Origin of the sequence: Youngiibacter multivorans, assembly GCF_017873395.1 — a bacterium.
Classification (GTDB): domain Bacteria; phylum Bacillota; class Clostridia; order Clostridiales; family Clostridiaceae; genus Youngiibacter; species Youngiibacter multivorans.
In genome coordinates, this window is the sequence record NZ_JAGGKC010000004.1 from 65,252 (window position 1) to 90,960 (window position 25,709).

At 44.1% G+C, this 25,709-nt stretch carries 28 protein-coding genes; 19 read left to right on the top strand and 9 right to left on the bottom strand.

Going from position 1 to position 25,709, the window contains the following annotated elements; translation table 11 throughout:
• Positions 1-4: 4 nt before the first annotated feature.
• The 8 genes from J2Z34_RS03540 to J2Z34_RS03575 all read left to right on the top strand — a co-directional run bounded on the left by J2Z34_RS03540 (position 5) and on the right by J2Z34_RS03575 (position 8,638).
• The gene (locus tag J2Z34_RS03540) at positions 5-700 is read left to right on the top strand and encodes a P-loop NTPase family protein (RefSeq protein ID WP_209458485.1); all 696 of its coding nucleotides are present in this window, start codon (positions 5-7) and stop codon (positions 698-700) included.
• A gap of 96 nt (positions 701-796) precedes the next feature.
• Complete coding sequence (locus tag J2Z34_RS03545) at positions 797-1,000, top strand: 4Fe-4S dicluster domain-containing protein (protein WP_209458486.1); 204 nt, start codon at positions 797-799, stop codon at positions 998-1,000.
• A gap of 114 nt (positions 1,001-1,114) precedes the next feature.
• The gene (vorB, locus tag J2Z34_RS03550) at positions 1,115-2,194 is read left to right on the top strand and encodes a 3-methyl-2-oxobutanoate dehydrogenase subunit VorB (protein WP_209458487.1); all 1,080 of its coding nucleotides are present in this window, start codon (positions 1,115-1,117) and stop codon (positions 2,192-2,194) included.
• A 12-nt stretch (positions 2,195-2,206) separates the two neighbouring features.
• The gene (locus tag J2Z34_RS03555) at positions 2,207-2,941 is read left to right on the top strand and encodes a thiamine pyrophosphate-dependent enzyme (protein WP_209458488.1); all 735 of its coding nucleotides are present in this window, start codon (positions 2,207-2,209) and stop codon (positions 2,939-2,941) included.
• Between the two features lie 9 nt (positions 2,942-2,950).
• Positions 2,951-3,499 (top strand): 2-oxoacid:ferredoxin oxidoreductase subunit gamma family protein, encoded by a 549-nt coding sequence (locus tag J2Z34_RS03560; RefSeq protein ID WP_209458489.1) that lies wholly within the window; start codon positions 2,951-2,953, stop codon positions 3,497-3,499.
• A gap of 354 nt (positions 3,500-3,853) precedes the next feature.
• Positions 3,854-5,053 carry a CaiB/BaiF CoA transferase family protein gene (locus tag J2Z34_RS03565; protein ID WP_209458490.1) on the top strand — a complete coding sequence of 400 codons (1,200 nt, stop codon included), beginning with the start codon at positions 3,854-3,856 and terminating at the stop codon, positions 5,051-5,053.
• Positions 5,054-5,333: 280 nt separating this feature from the next.
• Entirely contained in the window at positions 5,334-7,205 is a 1,872-nt protein-coding gene (locus J2Z34_RS03570) for a sigma 54-interacting transcriptional regulator (protein WP_209458491.1), read from the top strand.
• 56 nt (positions 7,206-7,261) lie between these two features.
• Positions 7,262-8,638, top strand: coding sequence for a DHA2 family efflux MFS transporter permease subunit (locus J2Z34_RS03575; RefSeq protein WP_209458492.1), 1,377 nt, complete (start codon positions 7,262-7,264; stop codon positions 8,636-8,638).
• Between the two features lie 136 nt (positions 8,639-8,774).
• On the opposite strand, the gene J2Z34_RS03580 is transcribed toward J2Z34_RS03575, so the two are convergent.
• From J2Z34_RS03580 to J2Z34_RS03590, 3 genes are all read right to left on the bottom strand, one after another.
• Positions 8,775-9,686 carry an NAD(P)-dependent alcohol dehydrogenase gene (locus tag J2Z34_RS03580; RefSeq protein WP_209458493.1) on the bottom strand — a complete coding sequence of 304 codons (912 nt, stop codon included), beginning with the start codon at positions 9,684-9,686 and terminating at the stop codon, positions 8,775-8,777.
• The gene (locus J2Z34_RS03585; protein ID WP_209458494.1) at positions 9,683-9,886 is read right to left on the bottom strand and encodes a hypothetical protein; all 204 of its coding nucleotides are present in this window, start codon (positions 9,884-9,886) and stop codon (positions 9,683-9,685) included. Before J2Z34_RS03585 ends, J2Z34_RS03580 begins: the two co-directional genes overlap by 4 nt.
• A gap of 163 nt (positions 9,887-10,049) precedes the next feature.
• Positions 10,050-10,400 carry a DsrE family protein gene (locus tag J2Z34_RS03590; RefSeq protein ID WP_209458495.1) on the bottom strand — a complete coding sequence of 117 codons (351 nt, stop codon included), beginning with the start codon at positions 10,398-10,400 and terminating at the stop codon, positions 10,050-10,052.
• A 360-nt stretch (positions 10,401-10,760) separates the two neighbouring features.
• Here J2Z34_RS03590 and J2Z34_RS17880 point away from each other — a divergent pair, with 360 nt between their 5' ends.
• From J2Z34_RS17880 to J2Z34_RS03610, 5 genes are all read left to right on the top strand, one after another.
• Positions 10,761-11,630, top strand: a complete 870-nt coding sequence (locus tag J2Z34_RS17880; RefSeq protein WP_342453089.1) for a riboflavin biosynthesis intermediates N-glycosidase — start codon at positions 10,761-10,763, stop codon at positions 11,628-11,630.
• A 15-nt stretch (positions 11,631-11,645) separates the two neighbouring features.
• The gene (locus tag J2Z34_RS17720) at positions 11,646-11,768 is read left to right on the top strand and encodes a hypothetical protein (RefSeq protein WP_280922297.1); all 123 of its coding nucleotides are present in this window, start codon (positions 11,646-11,648) and stop codon (positions 11,766-11,768) included.
• Positions 11,769-11,992: 224 nt separating this feature from the next.
• Complete coding sequence (locus tag J2Z34_RS03600) at positions 11,993-12,295, top strand: iron-sulfur cluster repair di-iron protein, ric (protein ID WP_209458496.1); 303 nt, start codon at positions 11,993-11,995, stop codon at positions 12,293-12,295.
• A 32-nt stretch (positions 12,296-12,327) separates the two neighbouring features.
• Positions 12,328-14,178, top strand: a complete 1,851-nt coding sequence (locus J2Z34_RS03605) for a heavy metal translocating P-type ATPase (protein WP_209458497.1) — start codon at positions 12,328-12,330, stop codon at positions 14,176-14,178.
• Between the two features lie 36 nt (positions 14,179-14,214).
• Positions 14,215-14,448 (top strand): heavy-metal-associated domain-containing protein, encoded by a 234-nt coding sequence (locus J2Z34_RS03610; protein ID WP_209458498.1) that lies wholly within the window; start codon positions 14,215-14,217, stop codon positions 14,446-14,448.
• Positions 14,449-14,617: 169 nt separating this feature from the next.
• Here J2Z34_RS03610 and J2Z34_RS03615 read toward each other — a convergent pair whose 3' ends face one another.
• Positions 14,618-14,881 (bottom strand): hypothetical protein, encoded by a 264-nt coding sequence (locus J2Z34_RS03615; protein WP_209458499.1) that lies wholly within the window; start codon positions 14,879-14,881, stop codon positions 14,618-14,620.
• A 195-nt stretch (positions 14,882-15,076) separates the two neighbouring features.
• A complete protein-coding gene (locus J2Z34_RS03620; protein WP_209458500.1) occupies positions 15,077-15,595 on the bottom strand; it encodes an SOUL family heme-binding protein in 519 nt (172 codons plus the stop codon).
• Between the two features lie 149 nt (positions 15,596-15,744).
• Here J2Z34_RS03620 and J2Z34_RS03625 point away from each other — a divergent pair, with 149 nt between their 5' ends.
• The 3 genes from J2Z34_RS03625 to J2Z34_RS03635 all read left to right on the top strand — a co-directional run bounded on the left by J2Z34_RS03625 (position 15,745) and on the right by J2Z34_RS03635 (position 17,815).
• Positions 15,745-16,701 carry a YbgA family protein gene (locus tag J2Z34_RS03625; protein ID WP_209458501.1) on the top strand — a complete coding sequence of 319 codons (957 nt, stop codon included), beginning with the start codon at positions 15,745-15,747 and terminating at the stop codon, positions 16,699-16,701.
• Positions 16,702-17,004: 303 nt separating this feature from the next.
• Entirely contained in the window at positions 17,005-17,316 is a 312-nt protein-coding gene (locus tag J2Z34_RS03630) for a PadR family transcriptional regulator (RefSeq protein ID WP_209458502.1), read from the top strand.
• Positions 17,309-17,815, top strand: a complete 507-nt coding sequence (locus J2Z34_RS03635) for a DUF2812 domain-containing protein (RefSeq protein ID WP_209458503.1) — start codon at positions 17,309-17,311, stop codon at positions 17,813-17,815. The genes J2Z34_RS03630 and J2Z34_RS03635 overlap by 8 nt, the downstream gene beginning before the upstream one ends.
• A gap of 210 nt (positions 17,816-18,025) precedes the next feature.
• Here J2Z34_RS03635 and J2Z34_RS03640 read toward each other — a convergent pair whose 3' ends face one another.
• Positions 18,026-18,940, bottom strand: coding sequence for a LysR family transcriptional regulator (locus tag J2Z34_RS03640; RefSeq protein WP_209458504.1), 915 nt, complete (start codon positions 18,938-18,940; stop codon positions 18,026-18,028).
• Positions 18,941-19,250: 310 nt separating this feature from the next.
• Between J2Z34_RS03640 and J2Z34_RS03645 the strand changes: the two genes are divergently transcribed.
• Genes J2Z34_RS03645 through apgM form a run of 3 tightly spaced genes read left to right on the top strand, consistent with a single transcriptional unit; the run spans position 19,251 to position 22,740 of the window.
• Positions 19,251-20,717 (top strand): SLC13 family permease, encoded by a 1,467-nt coding sequence (locus J2Z34_RS03645; RefSeq protein WP_209458505.1) that lies wholly within the window; start codon positions 19,251-19,253, stop codon positions 20,715-20,717.
• 13 nt (positions 20,718-20,730) lie between these two features.
• Positions 20,731-21,456 carry a hypothetical protein gene (locus J2Z34_RS03650; RefSeq protein ID WP_209458506.1) on the top strand — a complete coding sequence of 242 codons (726 nt, stop codon included), beginning with the start codon at positions 20,731-20,733 and terminating at the stop codon, positions 21,454-21,456.
• Positions 21,457-21,486: 30 nt separating this feature from the next.
• Positions 21,487-22,740 (top strand): 2,3-bisphosphoglycerate-independent phosphoglycerate mutase, encoded by a 1,254-nt coding sequence (apgM, locus tag J2Z34_RS03655; protein WP_209458507.1) that lies wholly within the window; start codon positions 21,487-21,489, stop codon positions 22,738-22,740.
• Between the two features lie 65 nt (positions 22,741-22,805).
• Here the strand turns inward: apgM and J2Z34_RS03660 are convergent, their stop codons facing one another.
• The 3 genes from J2Z34_RS03660 to J2Z34_RS03670 form a co-directional block, all read right to left on the bottom strand.
• On the bottom strand, positions 22,806-23,723 hold the full coding sequence (locus J2Z34_RS03660; RefSeq protein WP_209458508.1) for a phosphate acyltransferase: 918 nt from the start codon (positions 23,721-23,723) through the stop codon (positions 22,806-22,808).
• Positions 23,724-23,755: 32 nt separating this feature from the next.
• Positions 23,756-24,835 (bottom strand): butyrate kinase, encoded by a 1,080-nt coding sequence (gene buk / locus J2Z34_RS03665; protein WP_209458509.1) that lies wholly within the window; start codon positions 24,833-24,835, stop codon positions 23,756-23,758.
• A gap of 130 nt (positions 24,836-24,965) precedes the next feature.
• Positions 24,966-25,691: a Crp/Fnr family transcriptional regulator gene (locus J2Z34_RS03670; protein ID WP_209458510.1), complete on the bottom strand. Its 726-nt coding sequence runs from the start codon at positions 25,689-25,691 to the stop codon at positions 24,966-24,968.
• Between the last annotated feature and the right edge of the window lie 18 nt (positions 25,692-25,709).

Here is a 25,709-nt window from a genome sequence, read left to right on the forward strand (position 1 = left end):
AATCATGAATAAGATATTTAGTGTGGATATAACTGGGAAGCACAACTTCCTATTCGTAGGGGAAGCAGGAAGCGGTAAAAGTGAGGTGGCAATCAACTTTGCCAGACACCTCGTTGAAATGGACGACAAGCCGGTCCACTTCTTTGATATGGATATGACAAAGCCGCTTTTCAGGTCAAGGGATGTCATGAGAGAAATCGAGTCTCTTGGAATAATATTCCATCATCAGGAACAGTTCTATGATGCGCCGACACTCGTTGGTGGTGTCGCGAGACTCCTGAAGGATGAAGGCTGCTATGTGGTAATGGACATAGGAGGAAATGATATCGGGGCAAGCGCCATCGGTGGATTTGCTCCAAAGGTCAATAATGACTATACCGACGTGTATTATGTGCTTAACTCATACCGTCCCTGGTCAGATAATCTGGATCATATAGACGGAACACTTTCAGCGATACTCAGGATATCACACATAAAGCTTGAAAAAGTGAAGATGATAAGCAATCCGAATATCGGATTGACTACTTCAGCAGATGAAGTCATTGAAGGGAACAAAAGGATGGCTGAGATGATCGGATTATATAAGGATATCGAGTTCCTCTGCGTGAAAGAAGAATTGTATGAACAGGTAAGGAATGATACGAAGATTCCGGTATTCCCCATTCATCTGTTTCTGACATATGAATGGAACAAGGTTTAAGCTGCCAAGCCTGTAAAGGATGGTGGACATAATAGCAGTAAGCATTGCAACCCAATGTTTATATAGAGATCAGAAATAAAGGGAGGAAATACTCAAGTGGGAAAAATAGTAATCAGATCAGAAAGCTGCAAGAGCTGCCAGTATTGTGTCAAATTCTGTCCGAAAAAAGTCATCGAGATAGGAACCGATGTAAATTCAAAGGGATACGAGTATGCTGTGGCTGTAAGAATGGATGACTGCATTGCTTGCCAGATTTGTGCAAGGATGTGTCCTGACGCAGCCATAGAAGTATATAAATAGTCATTGCAGTATAAAGGGGGCTGCATCTGATTGTAAGTCCTGTCTGCTCAGACAGATGGATGACCAGCCAGTCAGCTGCAATACAAGTAAAAGCATAATAGGGAGGAATAAAGAATGGCCAGAATATTTATGAAAGGCTGCGAAGCTATAGCTGAAGCGGCGGTTAGAGCCGGCTGCAGATTTTTCGCAGGTTATCCAATAACACCACAGAACGAGATCCCTGAATATTTCGCAAGAAGGATGCCTGAAGTTGGAGGTGTCTTCATACAGGGTGAAAGTGAAGTTGCTTCAGTGAATATGGTATACGGAGCGGCATCGGCAGGAACCAGGTCAATGACCTCGTCATCAAGCCCTGGAGTAGCGCTCAAGAGTGAAGGTATCTCATATTGCGCAGCGGCGCGTATTCCAATGGTATACGCAAACATTTCAAGAGGCGGCCCGGGAGTAGGATCGATCCATCCAGCTCAGATGGATTATTTCCAGGCAACCAAGGCTTCGGGAAATGGAGGATTCGAGATGCTGGTGTTTGCACCTTCAAGCGTCCAGGAAGCCGTTGACATGACATATAGCGCATTTGATTATGCTGACAGGGACATGAATCCGGTACTGATACTTGCTGATGGAGTAATCGGAACGATGATGGAGCCGGTAAATCTGCCGGAAGCCAAATCCGATGAAGAAGTGGCAGCAATCAAGGAGTCAAAGAAGTCATGGGCATGCATCGGTCATAAGCTTGACTATGCCAACAGGGCATGGATCCAGCCAGGAAACTGGAGCACGATGGTCATGCAGAATGAGAACATCAAGGCTGCCGAGCTCTACAAGAGCTGGGAAAAGGATGCACAGGTAGAGGAATACCTTGTTGAAGATGCAGAGGTAGTCATAGCATCCTATGGTATTTCCGCTCGTATTGCAAAGTCTGCTGTGGAAGAGCTTCGCAAGGAAGGCATAAAAGCCGGACTTATAAGGCCTATAACAGTCCACCCATTCCCTTACAAGGCTTTCGACAACATAAACTACAATACCTGCAAAGCTGTTCTTGATGTTGAAATGTCCATTCCGGCTCAATTTGTACATGATGTCGCAATCGGAGTCAAAGAGCGTTGCCCAATCGAAACATGCCTTTGCTCAGGAGGAAATATCATGAGCAGGGAAGCGATAATCGAGGCTGTAAAGAAAATCAACGAGAAATAGGAGGGTATTGTAATGGAAAAGATATATTCAAGGACCAAGACGCTCCAGGATAAAGTCTCAGGATTCTGTCCAGGATGCATGCATGGTACTGCTATAAAGTTAATCGGGGAAGTCCTCGAGGAGTTGAATGTTGTCGACAGGACAGCCTGTGTGCTTGGAATTGGCTGCTGCGGTCTTCATATGGACTATATCGCGTATGACAACATTACTGCACCTCATGGAAGGGCTACAGCTGTTGCAGCGGGGTTAAAGAGGTCCAACCCTGACTCCCTTGTCTTCACATATCAGGGAGACGGAGATTTCGCATCAATAGGACTGGGTGAATCCATATCCTCTGCAAACCGCGGAGACAACATATCTGTAATCTTCATAAACAATGGAACCTACGGCATGACCGGCGGACAGATGGCGCCGACCACGCTTATGGGTATGAAGGCATCAACTGCACCAAAGGGACGTAATGCCGAGGAGCATGGCTACCCGATGCACATGAGTGAAATACTGAATCAGCTTACTGCTCCTGCATATCTTGAGAGGACAAGCTGCAATACTCCTGGAAATGTCGTAAAGACAAAGAAGGCAATCAAGAAGGCATTTGAAAACCAGCTTAACGGCAAGGGCTTCTCTATGGTTGAAATTGTCACCAGCTGCCCTACCAACTGGGGACTTGACTCACTTGAATCCCTGACATATCTTGAAGAAAAAATGCTGCCTGAATTCCCGCTTGGCGTGATCAGGGACAAATAGGAGGAAAATATGGAGACTAACTTATGCGTTGCCGGATTTGGTGGCCAGGGTGTAATGACGCTTGGGAAATTCCTTGCTGAGGCCACATGCGAATCAACAGATAAAAACATAACCTTCTTCCCTTCATACGGTGCAGAGCAGCGTGGAGGAACAGCCAATTGCTACGTAGTAATATCTGACGAAATGATCGGGGCTCCTCTTGGAGATGTCATGGATGACCTGATAGTGCTCAATGAGCCATCACTGAAGAAATTCCTCTGCAAGCTCAAGAGAGGGGGCAACTTGTTCATCAACAGTTCTATTGTGCCTGATGAGATTGACAGGGATGATGTAAAGCTTATAAAGGTTCCGGTTACCGAGCTTGCTCTTGAACTGGGAAACCCTAAGGTATTAAATGTAATAATGCTTGGAGCATACATTGGCTATACTGAAGTTGTTGCACCTGAAGTTGTCTGGGGAACAATCGAAAATAAGCTTGGCAAGAAGCCAAAGCTTCTGCCAATGAACAAGGATGCTTTCGATAAAGGTCTTGAGATCGGAAGGTCAGCAAGACAATAGGAATCCTGATTAAGAACAGGTCTGCAAGTTAGTCCTGGTGCACTCCGGCCTGCATCAGGCTTACAATATGCTGACTGAAAAAATGAAAAACTGAGATGACAGGAAGTGGACCTGAAGCATTGTCTTCGGTCCTTTTTTTGAGCGCTCAGAGCAGGTTCCGTATATCTGAGGACTGCAATTTGAGGATGTTCATTCGCGTTAACTAAAAGTAACAGTTCAGGAATGGTAATGGGGATTTTAAACGGTAAAACCACCTTTTTGCGCGTTTTTTTAACCATGTTGATGTTGGCATGATAATTGCTTAATAAAGTATGTGCGCGTAGTTAATTTATTTAAGGTAAAGGGAGATATGAAATGAGCAATTTACTATTAGAAGGAATTAGAGTACTTGACTTCACACAGTTTCTTGCAGGACCATATTGCGGTATGTTCCTTGCTGACATGGGTGCAGAAGTAATAAAGATTGAAAACCTTAAGGGTGGCGGAGATTTCACAAGGGGAGCCAGACCAAGGGAACCAAAGACAAACAGGAGCATGTACTTCGGAAACCTTAACAGGAACAAGAAGAGCGTATGCATCGACCTGAAGACAGCTGAAGGAAAGGAACTTTTCGCAGAGCTTGTAAAATCAGCGGATGTGCTTCTTGAGAACAACAGACCTGGAGTAATGGCGAAGCTTGGATTCGGATATGAGGACTGCAAGAAGATGAATCCGGCAATTGTATATGCTTCAATTTCAGGATTCGGACAGTACGGACCATATTCAGAGAGACCTGGATACGACCTTATAGCACAGGCTATGGGCGGCTCAATGAGCATAACCGGATGGGAAGGCCAGGAGCCTACAAGGGCAGGTATGGCAATAGGCGACCTGTTCGCAGGTCTTAATGCCTGCATAGGAATCATAGGATCACTCTACAAGAGAAAAGAGACAGGCCTTGGACAAAGCATAGACGTAGCTCTTATGGACAGCATAGTGTCAGGAATGGAAGCCAAGATGATGCAGTATGTGCATGGCGGAACGGTTCCTGAGAAGACAGGAAACAGATACCTTGCTTCAGCACCTTATGATTCATTCAGGGCTGCTGACGATGATTTCGTGGTTGCAAGCGGTACTGATGCACATTTCGCAGTATTGGCAAAAGCTATGGGAATGCCTGAGCTGAGTGAAGACCCGAGATTCCTGAAAACTGAAGGCAGGCTGAATAACCAGCTTGAGCTCAAGGAAATAATCAATGGCTGGGCAGGCCAGAGGACAGCAAAAGAGTGCGTGGACATAATACTTGGAGCAGGCATACCTGCAGGCCCGATATACAATGTCAAGCAGGTATTCGAGGATGAACATATGAAGGCCAGGGAAATGTTCGTGACGGTCAACCATAAGGAAGCCGGTGAACTCACTGTAATAGGAAATCCGATAAAGATGAGCGAATATCCTGTACAGTACAAGTCTGCTGCACCTGATGCAGGTGAGAATGATTATGAAATCTTTGGGGCACTTGGATTCTCAAAGGAGACCCTCGACAAGTACAGGGAAATGGGAGCCATGATGTAGCCATTGCTGCAAATGATGGTTATATAATAATTAGCGACACCTGATGATAAACTGGACTGAAGGCAGAAGCCCTTGGTCCAGTTTTCGGGCTATTTGGAATTAATGGCTAATCTCCTGAAATCTGTAGTAAGATTAATGTATAAGATATGTTCAATGTGAATACTTGTGGCAGGCCCAATTGCCTGAATGCCGGTTACTAAAGAGTCGAAACATGTTCTTGTACTCATGAATGACAAGTACCTGCACATCGCACTTGGAATAGTAGACAATGAGGTGAATTATGAATTCAATGGTCGGGATTATTGTTCCCAATAAAGAGACTAATGACAGGGTGCTGAGAATACTCAAGGATGAGATCCTTAAGAACAATCTTATTGTAAGCATGCTGACAGAGGACGATGTGGTGCTGCAGGCGAAGGCGCTGATAAAGAGAGGTGCTTCAGCCATCATAGCTCGAGGTGGCACATACCTCGACATCATGAGGGCGAATCTGCCTGTGCCGGTCATTGAACTGGCTTTCCTTGCACAGGATATCCTATATTCGATAAACAAGGCGAACAGGGCGGGAAAAGATATCGCCGTAGTGGTGCAGGAACGGATAATATTTGAGCCGGAAATGTGGAGGAACCTTTTCGACGTTGATATCCAGGTCTACAGATATTCAAAAATTGAAAATATAGACAATGTGCTTAAAATATTGATAGAGAGCAATGAGGACAGATTAGTCATCGGAGGTGCGCTAACATATTCAAAGGCAATCAGGGCAGGAATGCAAAGCCTGAATATCGAAAACAGCGATGAGACAATCATCCGGACGTACAAGCAGGCTCAGGAAATCCTAAACCAGATATATGACAACACGAGACACTCACAGATGCTGTCGACAGTCCTGAACAATGTCAATGAAGGTATACTGGTCATAAGCAATGATGGGATCATAGAACATTTTAACAACAAGCTGGTGAAATTCTTCAACAAGCTTGACAGCAGCTTTGTCAACAAGAAGATAGGTGACGTCCTTCCGGTAGTTTCATCTGCTTTGGGAGATTTCACTAAAGCTCAGACAACCAACAAGATAATCAGGAGCGGGAAGCTCGTCCTCAATGTCAATACAGTCCCTATCCAGGTTGGTGGAGAACTGATGGGGATCGTATGCACGATCCAGGACCTGACCGAGATCCAGAAGCTTGAGGAAAGTTTGAGGCGAAAGCTCAACCCCAAGGGACTCAGCTCAAAATACACCTTCGACAACATCTTTACGAAGAACCGGAAGATGAATGAGGTTATTGAAAGGGCAAAGAAATACTCGAAGGCAGACAGCACCATATTGATCTATGGCGAGAGCGGTACTGGTAAAGAGATATTTGCACAGAGCATCCACAGCAACAGTGGAAGGCGTGATGCCCCATTCGTTGCAGTAAACTGCGGAGCGCTTAACAAGAACCTTATCGAGAGCGAACTGTTCGGCTACGTGGAGGGTGCTTTCACAGGAGCTGTAAAAGGCGGCAAGCAGGGACTGTTTGAAATGGCGCACAAAGGAACAATTTTCCTGGATGAGATAAACAGCCTGCCGATTGAAGTCCAGTCAAGCTTCCTGAGAGTAATCGAGGAGAAGGAGGTGATGAGGGTCGGTTCTGATTATGTGATTCCACTTGATGTGAGGATCATCGTAGCAAGCAACGAGAACCTCATACAGCTCGTCGAACAGGGAGATTTCAGAAGAGACCTTTTCTATCGCCTTAATGTGCTTGAAATCAAGATACCGCCTCTGAAGGACAGGAAAGATGACATCGTGCCTCTTTTCAGGATGTTCCTGAAGGAGTTTGGCGCAGAACAACTTGATGTCTCTGATGAGCTTAATAAAAGGCTGAGCAGCTATTCATGGAAAGGAAACATCAGAGAGCTTAAGAATGTGGCAGAGAGGTATGCATTGTTGGGCGAACAAATGAGCTTTGAATTCCTGGTTTCAGGGCAGAGCGACAGTGTAATAATTACCGATGACTACAAGATCGACCTCAAGGACCTTAACAGGAAAGTGGAGGAGCTTGTCATAGAATCTCTGGAAGTTAAAGGCCTGTCAAAAAATGAGATCTCCAATATTTTGGGGATAAGCAGAACTGCGTTGTGGAAGAAAACCAATACTAAGCCGTAGTAACAGCAGTTTTCAATTTTGGCGCATATGATTTATTTGTTGGGAGTGTTTGGAGTATGGCATTGAAACATAAGACAAGGAATATTGGATTGACTGTCATGCTGACCGGCACATTCATATCTTCGCTGAGCATAAGCCTGCTGTCTTCAGCGCTGCCAAGCATCATGAGGGAATTTTCAGTAAGTGCCACAATAGGCCAGTGGCTTTCTACGGTCTATATTCTGGTCCTTGGTATTGTAACTGCAACATCAGCGTTCCTGATCAACAGGTTCAATTCAAAACACCTTTTTGTATCAGGCATGCTGCTGTTTTTAGCAGGCTGTACAATTTCAATATTCGCTCCAAATTTTACTGTTCTGATCCTGTCAAGGGTCATTCAGGCCTGTGGAGCTGGGATCCTCATGCCAGTGACTCAGGTAGTGATCCTGAAGACTTATCCGGTTTCGCAGCATGGGAAAGCCATGGGGATAATTGGGCTTGTTATAGGGGTTGCTCCCGCTGTGGGTCCCACTTTGTCCGGACTGATCGTAGACATGAGCGGCTGGAAAAGCATTTTCTACCTGTTGGCCGCTATTTCAGTCATAGTAGTCATCCTTTCAGTGATCCTGCTGACAGGGATAGACGGGAAGCGTGGCGGAAGCATCGAAATGACCTCTTTGGTCTTGTATGGCATCGGCTTCTGCAGCCTTATGATCGGAGTCACGAACCGGGAAAGGTATGGATGGACCAGCCTCAGTACATTGGGTCCGCTGGCAGCGGGCATCGTCTGCCTTTACCTCTTTGCTGTACGCCAGTTCAGGGTTCCCCTGCCGCTGCTGCAGCTTCGTATACTGAAGGACCGGGGCTTTGCGGTCTCATCGATCCTAATAATGATCACATACATATCCATGATGTCAGGAACCATGAGGGTCCCCATATATATACAGTCAGTAAGGGGCTTGTCTGCCCTGACCTCAGGCACTTTACTCCTGCCGGGCTCCGCGCTGCTTGTTGTTTTCAATCCAATAACCGGGTACCTTTATGACAGGTTCGGAGCAAGGCTTATTTCAATTTTCGGTATGATTTTTTTGGGAGCCGGTTCCGGGGCATTCGCCCTGGCTGGGATTGAAACCCCGCTTTTGATCATTACTGCGATGTATGCGATGAGGATGGTAGGAATCGCATTCCTCCTGATGCCTTTGTCAGCATACGGCTTAAGGAACCTTAACGGTGAACAGATGGCCCATGGCAATGCAATAGTCAACTCGCTTCGCCAGATGGCAGGAGCCTTGGGCTCCTCAATCCTTGTTGCGTTCATGGGAGCTGCTTCAGCTACCGAGGCAGTGACGGACATACATGGGATAAACGTTTCATTCGCAATCGAGGCTGGCCTGGTTATGCTTGGATTACTGATCACCCTGATTTTCATTCGCAATGAACGTCAAATAGCATAGCTGCAAGTAACTGATGATTGTGCATATGCGAAACTGTCTATGGCCGCAGACTAGAGTAAAAGTACAAAAGAGAATTATGGTAGTTACAAGTAACACCCTCAAATCGCTTATGTGACTTGAGGGTGTTTTCCAATGGTCATGATTGTATTTTCAGCACCACATTTCCTTTCTTATGACCTTGATCAACGTAGGCATGTGCTTCAGCTGTACTTTCAAGGGAATAGACCCTGTCAATGACTGACTTCAGCTTTCCTTGCTCAAACCACGCTCTGATCTGGTCAAGCTGTGATTTTGATTCCTTTGCGACTGAAGCCCCACCGACCGTTATGAAGCTGCCTCCAGGCTTAAGTGCCAGTTTAGCTTTTGACTTGCTGGTCTTTCCGACTGCATCGAATATGATGTCGTAGCTGATGCCTTTCTTGGTATAATCATCATTCCTGTAGTCAATGAAGTCACAGACACCAAGTCCTCTTACAAGTTCTTCGTTAGCACCGCTGGCGGCACCTGTGACCTTTAATCCAAGAGCAGAACCGATTTGTACAGCTGCTGTGCCTACAGCGCCTGATGCTCCATAGACGAGGAGCTTCTGACCAGCTTCAGGATTTACTTTGTCCAGGAAGGAGAGGGCTGTGGTACCACCAAAGAGAAGTGAAGCTGCTTCCTCGAAGCTTGCATTTTCTGGCATAGGTGCGACCACTCCATCTGCCTTGACAGCAACAAATTCACCATGACAGCCGTAGCTTACTCCGGATGTGCAGCCATAGACGCGGTCGCCTTTCCTGAACTTGTCTGTGTTTGCTTCTTCCACAGTTCCTGCAAAAACTGTTCCGAGAATAGGCTGTCTTGGTGACTTCCAGCCCAGAACAAGGCGCATTGCAAGCTTCATGGGACCTGCAACATCAAGTCCACGTGTCCGGGTATCAGCTGTATTGACTGCACTGGCCATGACTCGGACAAGAAGCTCTCCATCCTTAGGTATAGGTTTCCGAACATCTGCTATCTTAAGGACTTCCGGACCACCGTATCTGGTACAAATTACTGCCTTCATTTTAATTCCCCTTTAATTTCAATTTTGCTGCCACCTAACGGAACGACATAAACTCCATCGTTTCTCAGGTTGCTGAATTCTGTACCTGTCAGTACCATAAGGAATGATGGTGCCTTCATGCGGTTTGTATCTATCTTATCCTTAAAGAAAAGCAGGTTTTCTAAATCATATTCAATATAACGACCACCCTTAACTTTCATATCAGCAATTCCAGGTGATTTGGATTGAATTTGTTAGGTGACTTGGATTTTGATATTTCCGAAAACGACCATCCTAGGCTCTTTAAACTGTCTGGTATTTGTGAGCCTGAAAATTACGTAGGAAAGATCTTCGAAAACAATGAAATATGAGCTCCAATATATGTCAGGGCTTTATGTATGAATATCCTTCTTCTTGCTTAATTGCAATCTCAACTACTCCTGAGGGAACGACTTTGATAAATGATGGCAAATTTCCCTGATCAATTTTATGTGCCTTCAGTGCATTGCTGCAAGCGGCAATAATGACACCATGGTCGGATACTATCTTCAATTTCCCATCAAAGGAATTCACTGATGGTGAAATATTCGAAAGCTCTACGACAGCTTCACCATTGGCGACAATTTCTATAGTAAAGGGTATATTCTCTGACTTGCCGTATTCAAGCATATTCTTGACGTTTGTGACTGTCATGTTCCAGTTGGCTGATTGGTCTATGTGAAATAGTACGTTCATCTTTAATTATCCTCCCAGATTCAATTTTAATGCGAAACCAAAGTATTGGTTAATAACCACATACACTTGCCATTATAGATATAGAATATGACCAGGATGTTATGGATTATTGGATATATAGTTACATTTCTTAGTTTCCTCTTCAGATATGATGTAAATTCTTATATGCATCATATCTGCTCGTGATTTGTAGAAAGTTATTTACGTAAATAATAGTCATGTTCTGTTCGATGGATTTAGCCTGCGGCTGCATTTTGCAGGATTTCAAGGGGATACATTCTTGTATTAAAGATTTGAATTGTACTTGCAGACACATCGCGATATAGTAGCATTAAGACGGAAAAAGGGGGCTGAATTATCATGGCAGGAATGAGTTCAATTGATGAGAAGCTTATGTCGCTGACCCAGGAGCAGATAGATTCTCTTCATGGAATATATCGCGTAAGCAATGACGAGGCCACAAGAATCAGAACAGTAGTAAAAAGGGAAGATGCACCAATGTGGGTGGTGCTTGAGGATGAGACGATAGCAGGTAAAATACAAGGGTGTCTGTTTCCAATAAAATGTATACTCGACCAGGTCCGCTGGGACAGCTCCTTAAGATCGGTAATGAGCAACAATATGGGTGGTGGAATACCTTATCCAATATGCAAGGAAATCATTGATATCATGGCCGAAGAGGACAAGGTAAATCCACTTACCGAACAGGACATCTTCGTTCATGAAGAGAAAAGGAGGAGGGGACCTGAATTCACTTTCTTCTATCTTGCAGACAAGGAAAATGGGTATCTCAGCAACTGGTACATATCTTATTTTGAGGTTGAAGGTGTAGTATTTTCTTCCACGGAACAGTACCTCATGAACTATAAGGCAAAGCTGTTCCAGGATTCCAAGGTTGCAAATGATATTATGGGGACCGATGATCTTGGGACTGTTAAGAAACTTGGGAGACAAGTTAAGAGGTATGATGAAGGAATCTGGAGTATATGCCGTCAGCTTGTGCTGGAAGAAGGGCTTCGGGCTAAGTTCAGCCAGAATGAGGATCTAAGGCAGAAGCTTCTAGCTACAGGTGATACCATCCTGGCGGAATGCTCGAAGAAGGACAAAATTTGGGCGATAGGAATGGATATTGATGACCCTGGAAGATTTGAAATGGCTTCCTGGGATGGAGAGAGCCTTCTTGGAAGGTCACTTATGAAGATAAGAAAAGAACTAAGATGTGCTAGATGATTCAAACCAGGGAAAGTGGTTTTCACTTTCATTGAATATCTTCACCTGATATCTGAAATGCTCATAAGGAAGCTTGGCCAGCAGAGTGACATCGAGCTCAGCCGGGATGCGGCTGAGGCTGTCGAACTGTCGGTATGATTATAAAGAGGCACCTTTAATCCGAAATTCCGGAATAAAGGCGCCTCTTCACTTTGGCAGGAAAATATTTAATCGTTTGCCAAAATCCGTTATTTTTATGGTGAGCAGCCATATTATGGTACCAATCCGATAATATACCTTTTACAAATTTGATGTACGTCAAATTAAATATATTGAACTAGGCCTATAATGTAATTAACACAAACGAGAAAGAAGGGGAAAACATGTCAAAGTATTTAACATTCCATGAAGCATGGGCAGTTAATCTGAAGAAACTTGAGCTTTACGTTCCGGTAGTGGCAAGGGTACATGGGGGTCATCATCCGGAATTTCATGAGGTCCGAAAGCTTTATGATGAAATCATTAAGAAAACCAAGGAAGCAGGATCAAATAGGCCTGAGCTAAGCGTGGAATTTGCCAGTCTGCGTGAAATCACGGACAACTATACGGTACCAGGAGATGTTTGCGAAAGTTATGAGGCCGTCTACAATATGCTTTCAGAGCTTGACGAGGCATATAACGGTTAAGGATGAGCTAAAAAAGGAGGAGGTGAGTTCAATTGCAGAGATTCATTTTAAGCAGGAAAAACCAAATAACATTGATCAGCGCAGTTTTGATTGCGATTGCATTCACCAGTAAGCTGGTTTTCCATAATGAAGATATATTTCTTTGGGCTTTGATCACCAGTTCCGTACTTGGGGCTTTTCCTATCGCTATTCAGGCGTTTCAGGCATTAAAGGTCAAGGTTGTCAGTATAGATGTCCTAGTCACTATAGCAGTAACTGCAGCATTTATAATAGGGAGCTTTGAAGAATCCGCGATTGTTACCTTCCTGTTCCTGTTTGGCGCTTATCTTGAACAGCGGACACTGAACAAGACACGGTCAGCGATCAAGGAACTGACTGAAATGGCACCTGAAAGTGCTTTGAAGCAAATGGAAAACGGGGAGTTTCTGGAAGTAGAAGTAGATGAGGTTGATGTAGGGGATATTCTGCTGGTTAAAACTGGTGCTAAGGTTCCAGTAGATGGTACAGTCTTGACTGGAGATGGATATATCAATGAGGCGAGCATTACCGGTGAATCTCTTCCAGTAACAAAAAGCAGGGATTCTCAGGTGTTTGCAGGAACAATATTGGAAAATGGAACCATTCAGATCGTTGCTGACCGGGTAGGGGAGGACACTACTTTTGGAAGGATCATCGAACTCGTTGAAGAAGCACAGGACTCAAAATCTGAAGCCGAGCGATTCATAGACAGATTCTCAAAAAACTATACTCCGATTGTATTGCTTCTTGCTTTAGTAGTGTGGATTATTTCAAAGGATATTGAATTAGCAATAACGATATTGGTTCTGGGGTGCCCGGGAGCCCTGGTAATCGGTGTACCTGTATCAAACGTTGCAGGCATAGGAAATGGGGCACAAAATGGGGTGCTTCTTAAGGGCAGCGAAGTCATACACGATTTCAGCAAAGTTGATACGATAGTTTTTGATAAGACAGGAACGCTGACAGCCGGAAATCCCAATGTGGCGGATACTGAAATCTATGCAGACAATGTCAATGAAATACTTGGCTATATTGCAAGCGTTGAAAATGAATCTGATCACCCGTTGGCAAAGGCAGTTGTAGAACACATTGGTGCCAGGAATTTCTATGCAGTTGAAGATACCGATGTTGTGAAGGGTGGCGGAATAATAGCCAATGTGGAAGGTCACAGGGTTGCGGTTGGAAATGTTGCACTGATGGAGCAGGAAAATATTCATCTGAATGAAAAGGCTCGTGAGGATATAGCTCGCTTTGAACAAAATGGCAACTCACTTGTCCTCACATCAGTTGATGGTGAATTGAAGGCACTGATAGGCATCCGTGATAAGATCAGACCGGGTGTAAAAGAGGATCTGAAAAAGCTTAAGAAATTAGGTGTTAAAAACCTGGTGGTACTATCAGGGGATAACCAGGGAACAGTAGACCTGGTTGCTCAGGAGCTTGGATTGACAGAAGCCCACGGTCACATGCTGCCTGAGGACAAATCGGAATACATCAAAGGACTTCAGGCTAAAGGAAAGATAGTGGCATTTGTTGGAGACGGAGTTAATGACAGTCCTTCACTGGCCCTGGCAGAAATTGGAATTGCCATGGGAAGCGGTACAGACGTAGCCATTGAAACCTCCGATGTGGTCCTGATGAATTCTGACTTCAGCCATCTGCCCCATGCATTGGGATTGGCAAAGGCAACAGCCAATAATATGCTTCAGAATATCATCATTGCAGTCGGAGTTGTTATAGTACTTCTAATAAGCGTATTCTTCAGCGAATGGATGAACATGTCAATCGGCATGCTGGTACACGAAGCCAGCATCCTGGTGGTAATCTTGAACGGAATGAGACTGCTGAGGTATAAACTAAAGTAAAAGAAATCAAAAAATAAAAGCTAAAGGAGAATGAATATGCAGAAGGCAACAATCCAGCTGGAGACTCTAACTTGTCCATCATGTGTAATGAAGGTTGAAAGTGCAGTTAAGTCAGTGAGCGGCGTAGAAAAAGAAAGTGTGAATGTAATGTTTAACGCAAGCAAGGTAAAATTTGACTTTGACGAAGCGAAGCTGTCAGTGGAAGATGTCGAAAAGGCGATTACTGCACTTGGATATGAAGTCAAGAAATCCCAGGTAAAAGCAAAGTAAAGGAAATCTGGTGAGAATTACTTATAGGCATAAGACATTCTCACGAGCGACTTTTAGAAAATAACCAGACTGTTTGTCATGGGAAAAAAGAGGCACTCTCTTCCAGAATCTTTGGAAGACATGTGCCTCTTTTTTAGATGATCAGCTTAGACATATCCATGCCATCAGATCACTCAGTCTTGTTCCCATTACCCTTCATCATCATAAACATCATTCCCACCATCATTATAGGGCAGATGAGCGATATGAGACCCGGCAGGAATCCGGTTGCTCCTGATGCATACCCTGCTCCCCTTAGAAGCGGCAGGATAAGAAACAGGAGAACAGGAGCTCCGCAGCATACCAACATCATCAGCATATGGGACTTGTGCCCCTTATGGCCTTTCTCTTCATTATTAACGTTGTTTTCATTTTGGTTTCCATGACAATTCATAGCAATCACCCTTTCAGTATTCATTTTTGTTGAAGCATACTCTATTGTTTTAACAACACAATATGGAGAACTTATGGAGACATGCCGAAAGACTGGATCATGGAGGAATTGCTTCATTTCAATGATGAAAAGAAGCCCCAGCCTCCCGGATTTCTATCAGGAGGCTGGGGCTGTTGTATGTCGTGCCTATTCAACTTAAGAACGATTATCCTGGATGATGTCTATGAGTACCTCGTTTCTCCTTAAGAAAGGAGGGATGAATGGAGGATTGTAGCGAGCAAGATAGAAATTTCCAACTGGATCCATTCCTTTCTTCGCTATCCACTCGAGCAGCTTTTTTTCGTAATCCCTGATCTTGCTTTCACTGATAGTTCCTGAAAAGGTAACTGAGGCTGCAAGCCTTGTATCATTTTTCTTTATCCTTATCTTCTTGTTTCCCGGTTCAGGAAGTGTATCTCCTGAAAATGCGCTTGGCATGACGAATTCAGTTGAGACCTTGTCCTTCCCCATCTCATTGAAAACTGGAGTGGTCATGGAAATTTTCTTTTGTTCCTCATTGTTTCCGCTGATGTAGTCGAAAACTATACTGAATCCATTGGAACCATTGAGGCTTGTATCCTCAACAGCAGCTGTATAATAAGCATCATACTGGCGCAGTTCAAAATTATCTTCCTTGATCAAGACCTTATATGGAGCAGTCTCGTATCTGGACATTGTAATTCTCTCCTTTGCGGGGTAAGCTGAAAGTAACTATATCATTTACTATATTATACTCCTGTAAGCCTCAATAATTGACATTGATATGATGCAGAAGATCTTGGAAAATGAAGGAATCCCTGATTAATGAAACCAGGAGGTAAGCTATGGAAAAAGTAATCAGACCTAAGGTTGTAGTAAGCAGATGTCTTGGCTTTGATACCTGCAGATACAACGGACAGACATTGCCTGATAAGTTTGTGGATGCACTCGGTGAGTTTGTGGAGTATAGGACAGTCTGCCCTGAGGTCGAGATAGGACTGGGTGTGCCGAGGGATCCGATCAGACTTGTGCTCGAGAGAGGGGAGATGTTCCTCTATCAGCCGGCCACAGGAAAGGAATGCAAGCAGGATATGCTTGACTACTCAGACAATCTCTTCAAGGATCTATCAGATGTGGATGGATTTCTACTGAAGGGAAGGTCACCTTCCTGCGGTATAAAAGATGTCAAGGTATACCTGGGGAAAGAGAAGGCAGTAGGCTCCATAAAGGGTGTTGGAATATTCGGAGAGCAGGTTCTGCAGCATTTTCCGGGCCTTGCTGTTGAAGAAGAAGGAAGGCTCACCAACTACAGGATCAGGGAACATTTCCTTACTAAGATATACATGCTTGCAAGGCTTAGGGAAGTTGAAAAGAAGGCCACCATGAAGGACCTTGTAAAGTTCCACGAAAGAAGCAAGTTCCTCCTGATGACTTATAGCCAGAAAGAGCTTAAGCTTTTAGGAAGGATTGTTGCCAATACAGAGAAGAAACCGTTCAAGGAAATGGTTTCTGATTACAGGGCTCATTTCGGAGAAGCTCTGGCAAACCCTCCAAAACCGACAAACATTGTAAATACCCTGATGCACATGCAGGGCTATTTCTCAGACAAGCTGACTGCAAAGGAGAAGACATTCTTAACTGAGAACTACGGCAAGTACCGAGATGGAAAGTTGCACATAGGAGTACCGATAAACCTTTTGAGAGGCTACGCAATAAAGTATGAGCAGGAATATCTGCTTGACCAATACCTTTGGGAGCCGTTTCCTGAAGAGCTGATGAATATCAGCGATACAGGAAAATAGTATCGCCCAGTTTACATTAATACCAGCCTGTGGCTATATGGATTCAACAAACACTAAAAGTAAACCGTCTTATCTGAATTGTCAGGTAAGACGGTTTACTTATTTATGGTGATGGGTTCTGGGAGCTATTTCGGTTTTCAAATTGCCAGGGAATCTTTTTACAGATATTTGACCGAAACAAATGCTGGCAACACACGCCGTATTATAATTAAAATTATAATACTTGGTCAATCTTGACAAATATATCGGGTGGCGATATATTAAATATAACGAGCCGCGATATATCGGGAAAGGAGCCATCAAATGGGAATGCCGTTGACTGAGTCAATGTATTACATATTATTGTCAGTTATCAATCCTAACCATGGATATGGAATCATGCAACAGGTTGAAGAAATGACAGAAGGCAGGGTAACTTTGGGTGCTGGTACCTTATATGGGGCGTTGAGCACGCTCCTTGACAAGAAGTGGATTGCTCTTTACAGTGCAGATGAAGAATCAAGAAAGAAGAAGGAATATGTCATAACGGGACATGGGCTGTCTGTCTTGAATGATGAGATAATCCGGCTGGAGGAGCTGCTGAATAACGGAAGGAAGGTGACGAGGAATGTTTAGGTTCAGGCTGTATTACGACAAGGACAAGGAAGAGGAATTCCTGAATGAGATGTCGGCTAAGGGCTACGCCATGAAGAGCTATTTTCTCGGGTTATATGCCTTCGAAGAGTGTAATCCAAATGAATATACTTACCGTATCGACCTTATAAATGACATGACTTTGAAGGAGAGGAAAGAGCTATATGAACTTGTCCGTGAGTCCGGCGGTGAGCATGTTCAGTCCTGGGGATTCTGGGCATTCTTCAGGAAAAGAGGTAAGTTTGAGCTCTATTCTGACAGAGAGAGCCAGATTCATCAGTATGAACGGATAAGATTAGTATTCCTTGCCCTGGCATTCCTGGAGGTCATTTCCGCAGTTCAGCAATGGATTCGCCTGGGTTGGGAAAATACGTCCTCAGAACGCGCTTTTGCAATGATTTTCACTGCCCTTTCCACAATATTCATATACCAGGTAATAATAACCACTATAAAAATCAATAAGCTTAAAAGGACCATATAACGTTTAGTATTATATCCTATATATTTAATAGCGGCGCGGCAATGATAATTGAGTCTATTGCTGCGTCTTTGTTTTTCAAATATATAAATTGAAAGTAATTCAACCTTTGTAAAGAATGATTCGGCCAATCTAGAGGGACTGCTAATTCAGGAGGATAAGATTCATATACTCATCTGACACTCAATATTAGGCTTATTATCATGACTTGTTTTACTCTGCACTGACCTTATTCCTGGTTTCTATGCATTCCTTGGCGAATTTCAGGAAAAGCTCTGTGGAGAGAGGCAGCTTCTCATCTTTTCGTCTTATGCTGTAGATATGACGCATGAGCTTGATATCGTCAATGACATCAATCTTGCAGAGGAGTCCAAGTCTTAGCTCCTGTCTTACCGCACTTTCCGAGACTATGGATATCCCGGAATTGTCGTAAACGCTTTGCTTAATGGCTTCTACGCCACCTACGACACATATGTTTTTTTGAGTGAACTTGAAGCCGCCTGTCTTCTCCAGATAGGAGATCAATGAAGTGTTTGGATTTGTGACAAGGAACACTTCATTCTTTATTTCGTTGATGAATATCCGTTTTCTACCTGCCCATGGATGCTCATTGTTTACCACTAATACTAGTGGGTCCTCCAATATGGGGTCGCATATGATATCCTGGGTATCTGAGAGATATGGTTGGGAGATGATTCCGAGCGAGTATTTCCTGTTTAGTACACTATCTATGACATTTTTAGTATACTGAACGTTGTTGACTACGGTGATGTATGGATATTTCTGCCTGAACAAAAACATCACATTCGGCAAAATGTAGGTACCTGGGGTACTGGAGGAGGTTATCAGGATTTCTGACTGCTCCATTAACTTCGACTGGAGCAGATGCTCCTTTGCAGTTACAAATGTGTTGTGCAGCTGCTGTGCATATGTAAGGAACAGCTGGCCATCCTTTGTCAATTCGGCTTTCTTTGCCCTTCGTATGAACAGTTCACAATCAAGTTCCTTTTCAAGGCGCTGTATCCTCAGGGAAACAGCTGCCTGTGAACAGTACAATTCTTCTGCTGTCTTTGTGAAGCTGCTGTTCTTTGAGATCAGCAGGAAGGTCTGTATGGTTTCAAGATCCATTCGTGAATCCTCCAATTCATGTTTGCCTGAGGGAGAAACAAAGTCTGGCAAACCTAATACTCATAAATTATATTTATTATAATAACATGTATTTCCAGGTTCTGGTAAATAGAATTACGTATAAGTGAGAGGTTTTTGAAGGGGTAGATTAACTTTTGTTATGCAGAATTCAAAATACGAGCATTATAAATAATATTTATTGATATGATTAATAATTGTAATTGGCTATTGTCTGCAGATGCCGTTATGATTTAGCTATCAACAGTTAACTTTTGGTGAATTAATCATTTGAAAAGGGGAAATCCTGAATATGGAAAAAACAGTCAAGGTCACAAAGGTAAAGGGTCCTTTTGAGCTGAAAATGCAATTCTTCGGGTTGCCTTTGGCATTATTAATCTTTGCATCTATTTATTCAATGCCGACTCCTCCAGGCCTGTCATATGCGGGGAAGATGGCGCTTGGGGTATTTCTTGCGGCTCTCACACTCTGGATATCAGAAAGCATACCCAATTACGCGGTATCATTGCTTGTCATAGTAGCGCTGCCTTTATCAGGTGCATGGACTGAGGCTCAGGCCATGGGGGTGCTCGGCTATGAGGTCATTTGGCTCACATTTGCAGCATTCATCATAGCGTCAGGCATGGAGAAAAGCGGTCTTGCGAGGAGGATGGCACTGTTCCTTATTTCGAAATTTGGAAAGAGCGTCAACAGTGTGCTTATGCTTCTAATCGCAATAAACTTCCTAATAGCATTTGTAGTCCCTTCAACAACAGCAAGGGCAGCGATGATGTTCCCGATAGTGCTTCTGGTAGTTGAAGCTTTCGAGGTCAACATCAACGATCCGAAGAATAATTTTGGAAAAATGCTGGCTCTCCACGGTATACAGGCGAACAATCTTTCAACAGCAGCGATAGTTACTGCAACATCATCACAGATACTTGCGATAAGCTTCATAAAGGACCTTACAGGCCGTGAAGTATCATGGATGGAATGGTTCGTAGCTTCCGCACCGGTAACCATACTTACACTTGTGGCAATGTTCTTCATAGGCAAGGTATTGTTCAGGCTGCCGAAGTCAGAGAAAACGACCCTTGACCTTACAAAGATCAAGGAAGAATATGTAAAGCTTGGCAAAATCACCATAAATGAAAAGAAGGCACTTGGAATATTTCTTGTTACACTCTCTTTATGGGCTATGGACAGCCTTCAGGTCAAGCTGTTCGGATTCCAGCTGAGTCTTGTCATGGTAGCTATCCTTTCTGCTGCGCTGTTCTTCCTTCCTTACGTCGGAATCCTTAAGTGGAAGGAAGCCAAGATATCATGGAACCTGCTCATATTCGCCTGTGGTGCATATGCAGGCGGAGTAGCTCTGGACGAAACCGGACTTGCTGCCTGGGGCCTCAACATCATATTCAAGAGAATGGGCGTTGAGAACATGAGCTTCATAGTACTGTTTGCAGTGTTGATGTTCATAGCCAGCTTCAGCCATCTGCTCTTCACATCGAAGACTGTAAGGACAATAATACTAATTCCGACTATCATCGGAATAGCCAACGCTACCGGGTATGATCCTGTATCTCTGGCATTGCCTGCAGCATTCTGCATAGCTGATACGATAACCCTGCCTCCTCACAGCAAGGTAAACCTGATTTACTACGGTACAGGATACTTCACGGTGCTGGAGCAGATGCTGTATGGAGTATTGGTTCTGCTTGCGAAATGGGCATTAATGGTGCTCGCAGCTGGTACCTGGTTCAAGTTCGTCGGAATAGTGTAGGAGGGATGAGAATATGAAGAAAGCAATTATAGTCATGTTGGCGTTATTGGCAGTCAGCATGTTTTCAAGCACTGCCTATGCCATGGAATTTGGAAGCCTTGAGAGTGTGCAGGATACTCTGACGCCAGACGGCAAGGATGCGATAATAAGTCAGCAGATAACTGCGGTCACGAACGAGAATGGAGAAGTCGCATTCCCACTATACAGCAAGACCGAAATAATAAGCATCGACGCTGATAAGGGAAGTATACTTGAGGACCCGAAGGTTATTGAATACGGCGACCATAAGTTCAACGTGGTTGTATTCAGTGAAAAGGAGTCTGAGGTATCTTTCAAGGTCACTATCAAGAAGACTGGAGTTTATGAAGGGAAAAAAGCTAAGCTTGGCGATACTTTTCCAAGTGGGGCTCTGACTATTGAACACAAGGCAGTCAATTCGTCACCAAACACAATCAAGTCGTATTCAATAAAGATTGCTGCTCCTGAAGGCAAAGAACTATTGAACATTGTTGGATATGATGCGGAGGAATCCTTTGGTATAACACAGGAAGACGGCCAGGTTTTTGGCGGATTCGACTTCGAGGAAGTGGATGCAGGCCAGGAAGTGAAGCTTGCCATAAACATCTTCAGCCCGATGAAAATCCATTCCACGCTGGTGTGGATATTGTCCGGACTGATCTCAGTAGCATTCATGCTGAAAAACAGGGATCTCCTGAAGGGTAAGGCTGCATTGCAGTAAGAAGAATTTCGATATTAGGGCGGTAAGAATATGAGAAAAAAACAAGGAATACTAATAGTGCTGGATGGTCTTGGTGACAGGCCAAATCCGGAGCTTGGCGGAAAGACACCGCTTGAGAGCGCAGCTACACCCAATATGGATTACCTGGCATCAAAGGGAATGTGTGGAAATACCTATCCTATAGCACCAGGCATAAGGGTAGGGACTGATGTGGGTCACCTTCATCTTTTTGGATACGACAGCAGCGAAATATATTCTGGAAGGGGACCTCTTGAGGCCTACAGTGCGGGGATGAAGATGATGCCGGGTGATGTGGCATTCAGGGGCAACTTTGCAACAATAGACGACGACTATACTGTTATAGACAGACGTGCCGGAAGGATCAGGAAGGGAACAAAAGAACTTGCTGAATCACTTAATGGGATGATACTTGATGACGGTACAAGAGTAGACGTGAAAGAGCTTACAGAGCACAGGGTTGCAGTGGTGCTTCACGGAGAAGACCTTAGCGATAAGGTGACCTGCACAGACCCTGGTACTGCAGCGGAAGGCTCAAGGCTGATAGTTCCAAGCCCTTTGGATGATTCGAGAAGTGCAGAAAGGACTGCAGACAATCTGTGGGAATTCACACAGCGATCCTACAACATCCTATGTGACCATCCTGTCAACAAGGCGCGAAATGAAGAGGGATTGCATTCAGCCAACACCATAATCACACGAGGAGCGGGACTTGACAGGTACATGCCAACACTCAAGGACCTCTATGGCCTTAGGGCAGCTTGTGTAGCTGGGGATGCCACTGTTGGCGGAATAGCTGAGCTTGCAGGAATGGATTATTTTACAGATGAAAGCTTTACCGGAAGCTTTGACACTAACCTCACAGGTAAGGCATTGCTTACAGTAAGGCTGGTAAACGAACAGAATTACGACTGGGTGGTGCTTCATGTAAAGGCGACAGACCTTGCGGGACACGACAACATTCCAATTGTAAAGAAAGAGATGATTGAAAAGATAGATACAGCAATCGGGTTAATACTTCAGAAAGTTGACCTGAACAGCTGCTATATTACCATCACGGCTGACCACAGCACTCCATGCGAGGCCAGGGACCATACTGGTGACGGCGTACCTACGATTATAGCAGGAGGAGATGTTAGAAGGGATGGTGTCACCTCAGCGGGAGAAAGCCAGTTCATGGCCGGAAGCCTCAACAACCTGACAGCTAACGACATTTTCATGATTCAGATGGACCTTATAGGCTTCACTGAAAAGGTCGGCTCATAAATAAGTGCAAAGGAATGGACTCTCTGATTCTTATCGGAGAGTCCATTGAATTTAGTCTTTCATTATTATTTGCTAAACATATCCTGGCTTACCAGATAGCTTGAAAGAGCTATCGAGATAAGCTTATCTTCTATGGAGTCTGAACGGGATGTCATTACCAATGGGGATGTCGTTCCCATGATTATTGATCCAATCCTTTTCTTTGCAAAATAGGTTATCGCCTTGTGAAGCACATTTCCCATCCTGATATCCGAAACCAAAAGGATATCAGCTTTACCGGCCACTTCACTTCTGAGTCCTTTGTGTTCCGCAGAAATAACAGATATGGCATTATCCAGGGCGAATGGTCCGTCTACGATGCAGTTCTTTATTTGGCCACGCTCGTTCATTTTTGATATTATTGCTGCATCAAGGGTCTCTGGCATAGCGGGATTAACCGTTTCAAGTGCGGTTACGAGTGCTACCTTAGGCACATCATATCCTAGTATTCGTGCTACATAAACAGCGTTGTTCAGAATCTCCACCTTCGTGTTCAAATCAGGAGATATGTTCATTGCACAGTCGGTGATGAAATAAAGACCCTCAGAATCAATCTTATCTGTTACTGTCATCTGGGTTACCAAACGGTTAGACCTCAAACCATTTTCCTTATCCAGTACTGCCTTTATGAAAGTAGATGTTGCCAGAAGTCCCTTCATAGGCATGTCTGCAAGATTGTTCCTGACAAGTTCTACAGCTTTTGCTGCGCAAGCCGCATCAGTATCTGCATGTATTATCTCTACACCATCTAACCTGTATTTTCCATCAAGAATCATTTTCTCAATCTTCAACTTGTCGCCGACAAAAATGAAGTTTGCTATGCCTCTGTCTATAGTCGCCTGCGCAACCTGTAGGATCTCATCATCAGCCGCCTGTGCCACAGCGATTGTCTTTTTCGGCAGATTCGAGACTTTCTCCAAGACCTCATCCAATGATCTTATCATGAATTTTACCTCCCCAACTTAATTTGCTAGTATCATACGTATTCATGTATCGGCCACTGGCCATTCATCCCATATAGCGCTCCTTCCAGGAGTGATTCGATTTCATTTTCGCCTGGGAAAAGATGGATCGGGGCTATGAATTCACACCATTTCGAGATTCCAGAAACTATATATGAGGAATATGCCAATCCACCTGTGAAGGCAATGGCATCTACTTCACCTCTGAGCGTAACTGCAGCTGATCCGATGCTTTTTGCTATCTGGTAGATCATTGCATCATAGACTTCCTTTGCTAAGCTGTCTCCACCGGCAATCATGCCTTCAACCTCCCGGCCATCCTTGGTCCCGAGAATCGCGTATAATCCTCCCTTTCCATTTACCATTCCGTAGAGCTGAGGATAGGTATATTCTCCTGAAAATGCCGCCTTCAGGACTTCGCCAACAGGCAAGGTTCCAGCCCTTTCCGGGGCCATTGGGCCGTCTCCATCCAAACCATTGTTGACATCCTCCACTTTTCCTTTATGGTGGGCGGCGATTGACATACCTCCACCCATATGGATGATGATTGCATTCATTTCCGAATACTCTTTTCCAAGCTTTGATGCAAGCTTCCTGCCCACGGATTTCTGGTTAAGAGCCTGATAGAAGCTCTTTCTATAAACGTCCTTCCAGCCGGTGTAGCGTGCCTCCGGAATCAACTCATCGATGCAGGGAGCATCAACAGTTAGTGCCGGAATGTCTAACTCGCGGGCAAGATCATACGCTATGGTGCATCCTACACCGCATGGATGATTTCCGTACTTTCGGCTTTTGGCATCCTGAACCATTGCTTCATTGATTCTGTATGTTCCGCTGACCATGGCTTTTACAGGTGCACCTCTTGAAACAATAAGGCTGAGGTCTGACAGGCTGTATCCATTTGTTGTGACGTAATCTTCAATGATCTTTCTTCTGAACGAGTACTGGTCCCAAATATCGCTGAATGTATGGAACTGATTGTCACTCTCATGTCGTATAGTTTCCTGACCTATGCATTCTGTGTCTCTATATATGGCGATTTTCGTTGATGTGCTTCCCAGGTTGACGATAAGGATCAGATTTCCGTTTTTCATGATTTTCCCCCTATATCATTTTTTGTCCTTTATACGAGTAAATTTAATATAGAACAAAAAAGAAAACTGTGTGAAAAAACACAGTTTTCTGAAAAAGGTCATGTGATAATGTGTCTAAAGAGTTAATGAATCAGGTTGACCTTGTGAGGAACTGGTTCAATGCTGACAGGTCAGGACAACAAAGCATCCTCTTTTGTTTGTTGATAAGGTTCTGTTTCTTCAGATTCGTTATAGCCTTTGTTACAGCTTCTCTCCTTGCTCCGATCATTTCTCCGATTTCCTGGTCGGTGATAGTAAGCTTGAGGCAATGACCATTAGGACAGTCTCCAATGCTATTGCATTTGTTCTTCGAAGTGGAAGGTAGCTTGCTGCATTCGGAACTGAAGGAATCAAATAGTGTGACAAGAAGCGCGACTATTCGTTCCTCGATATTCATGAAAGACAAATATTCGACCTGAAAGGCAAGGAGCCTGATTTTACGTCCAAGAGAGTCAAACATATGATAAATGACATCAGGCTGCTCTTTCATCAATAGGGTGATTTCATCATCACCGAAACACAATACTGTTGATTGTTTTAGAGCCTGAGCGCATGTGAAACTAGGGAACCTGTCAAAAAAAGCAGTTTCACCAAAAAACGAACCTGGTTCATGAATTGCTAGAGTCTTCTCTGTGCCGTCATGGCTGGCAACGCTGACACGTATCCTTCCATCAGTCAAAAAATACATATATTTACGTTCATCTTCCTGCTGGTAAATAAAGCTTCCTTCTGGGAAGACGCGAGTGCAGTTGGCATATTTGATTAGTTTTTCCTGAACCTTTTTATCTTCTACTACCCAGAGTGATCTATTGAACATGCTTGACCTCCAATTATG

Coding starts and splice junctions, on each gene's coding strand:
- J2Z34_RS03580 (WP_209458493.1), bottom strand. CDS start 9,686: ATGAAGGCAGTAATTTGTACCAGATACGGTGGTCCGGAAGTCCTTAAG.
- J2Z34_RS03650 (WP_209458506.1), top strand. CDS start 20,731: ATGAAGAAAGCAATTATAGTCATGTTGGCGTTATTGGCAGTCAGCATG.
- J2Z34_RS03575 (WP_209458492.1), top strand. CDS start 7,262: ATGGCATTGAAACATAAGACAAGGAATATTGGATTGACTGTCATGCTG.
- J2Z34_RS17880 (WP_342453089.1), top strand. CDS start 10,761: ATGGCAGGAATGAGTTCAATTGATGAGAAGCTTATGTCGCTGACCCAG.
- J2Z34_RS03540 (WP_209458485.1), top strand. CDS start 5: ATGAATAAGATATTTAGTGTGGATATAACTGGGAAGCACAACTTCCTA.
- J2Z34_RS03630 (WP_209458502.1), top strand. CDS start 17,005: ATGGGAATGCCGTTGACTGAGTCAATGTATTACATATTATTGTCAGTT.
- J2Z34_RS03640 (WP_209458504.1), bottom strand. CDS start 18,940: ATGGATCTTGAAACCATACAGACCTTCCTGCTGATCTCAAAGAACAGC.
- J2Z34_RS03620 (WP_209458500.1), bottom strand. CDS start 15,595: ATGTCCAGATACGAGACTGCTCCATATAAGGTCTTGATCAAGGAAGAT.
- J2Z34_RS03660 (WP_209458508.1), bottom strand. CDS start 23,723: ATGATAAGATCATTGGATGAGGTCTTGGAGAAAGTCTCGAATCTGCCG.
- J2Z34_RS03590 (WP_209458495.1), bottom strand. CDS start 10,400: ATGAACGTACTATTTCACATAGACCAATCAGCCAACTGGAACATGACA.
- J2Z34_RS03645 (WP_209458505.1), top strand. CDS start 19,251: ATGGAAAAAACAGTCAAGGTCACAAAGGTAAAGGGTCCTTTTGAGCTG.
- vorB (WP_209458487.1), top strand. CDS start 1,115: ATGGCCAGAATATTTATGAAAGGCTGCGAAGCTATAGCTGAAGCGGCG.
- J2Z34_RS03555 (WP_209458488.1), top strand. CDS start 2,207: ATGGAAAAGATATATTCAAGGACCAAGACGCTCCAGGATAAAGTCTCA.
- J2Z34_RS03600 (WP_209458496.1), top strand. CDS start 11,993: ATGTCAAAGTATTTAACATTCCATGAAGCATGGGCAGTTAATCTGAAG.
- J2Z34_RS03670 (WP_209458510.1), bottom strand. CDS start 25,691: ATGTTCAATAGATCACTCTGGGTAGTAGAAGATAAAAAGGTTCAGGAA.
- J2Z34_RS03570 (WP_209458491.1), top strand. CDS start 5,334: ATGAATTCAATGGTCGGGATTATTGTTCCCAATAAAGAGACTAATGAC.
- J2Z34_RS03565 (WP_209458490.1), top strand. CDS start 3,854: ATGAGCAATTTACTATTAGAAGGAATTAGAGTACTTGACTTCACACAG.
- J2Z34_RS03610 (WP_209458498.1), top strand. CDS start 14,215: ATGCAGAAGGCAACAATCCAGCTGGAGACTCTAACTTGTCCATCATGT.
- J2Z34_RS03585 (WP_209458494.1), bottom strand. CDS start 9,886: ATGAAAGTTAAGGGTGGTCGTTATATTGAATATGATTTAGAAAACCTG.
- buk (WP_209458509.1), bottom strand. CDS start 24,835: ATGAAAAACGGAAATCTGATCCTTATCGTCAACCTGGGAAGCACATCA.
- J2Z34_RS03625 (WP_209458501.1), top strand. CDS start 15,745: ATGGAAAAAGTAATCAGACCTAAGGTTGTAGTAAGCAGATGTCTTGGC.
- J2Z34_RS03560 (WP_209458489.1), top strand. CDS start 2,951: ATGGAGACTAACTTATGCGTTGCCGGATTTGGTGGCCAGGGTGTAATG.
- J2Z34_RS03615 (WP_209458499.1), bottom strand. CDS start 14,881: ATGAATTGTCATGGAAACCAAAATGAAAACAACGTTAATAATGAAGAG.
- J2Z34_RS03635 (WP_209458503.1), top strand. CDS start 17,309: ATGTTTAGGTTCAGGCTGTATTACGACAAGGACAAGGAAGAGGAATTC.
- apgM (WP_209458507.1), top strand. CDS start 21,487: ATGAGAAAAAAACAAGGAATACTAATAGTGCTGGATGGTCTTGGTGAC.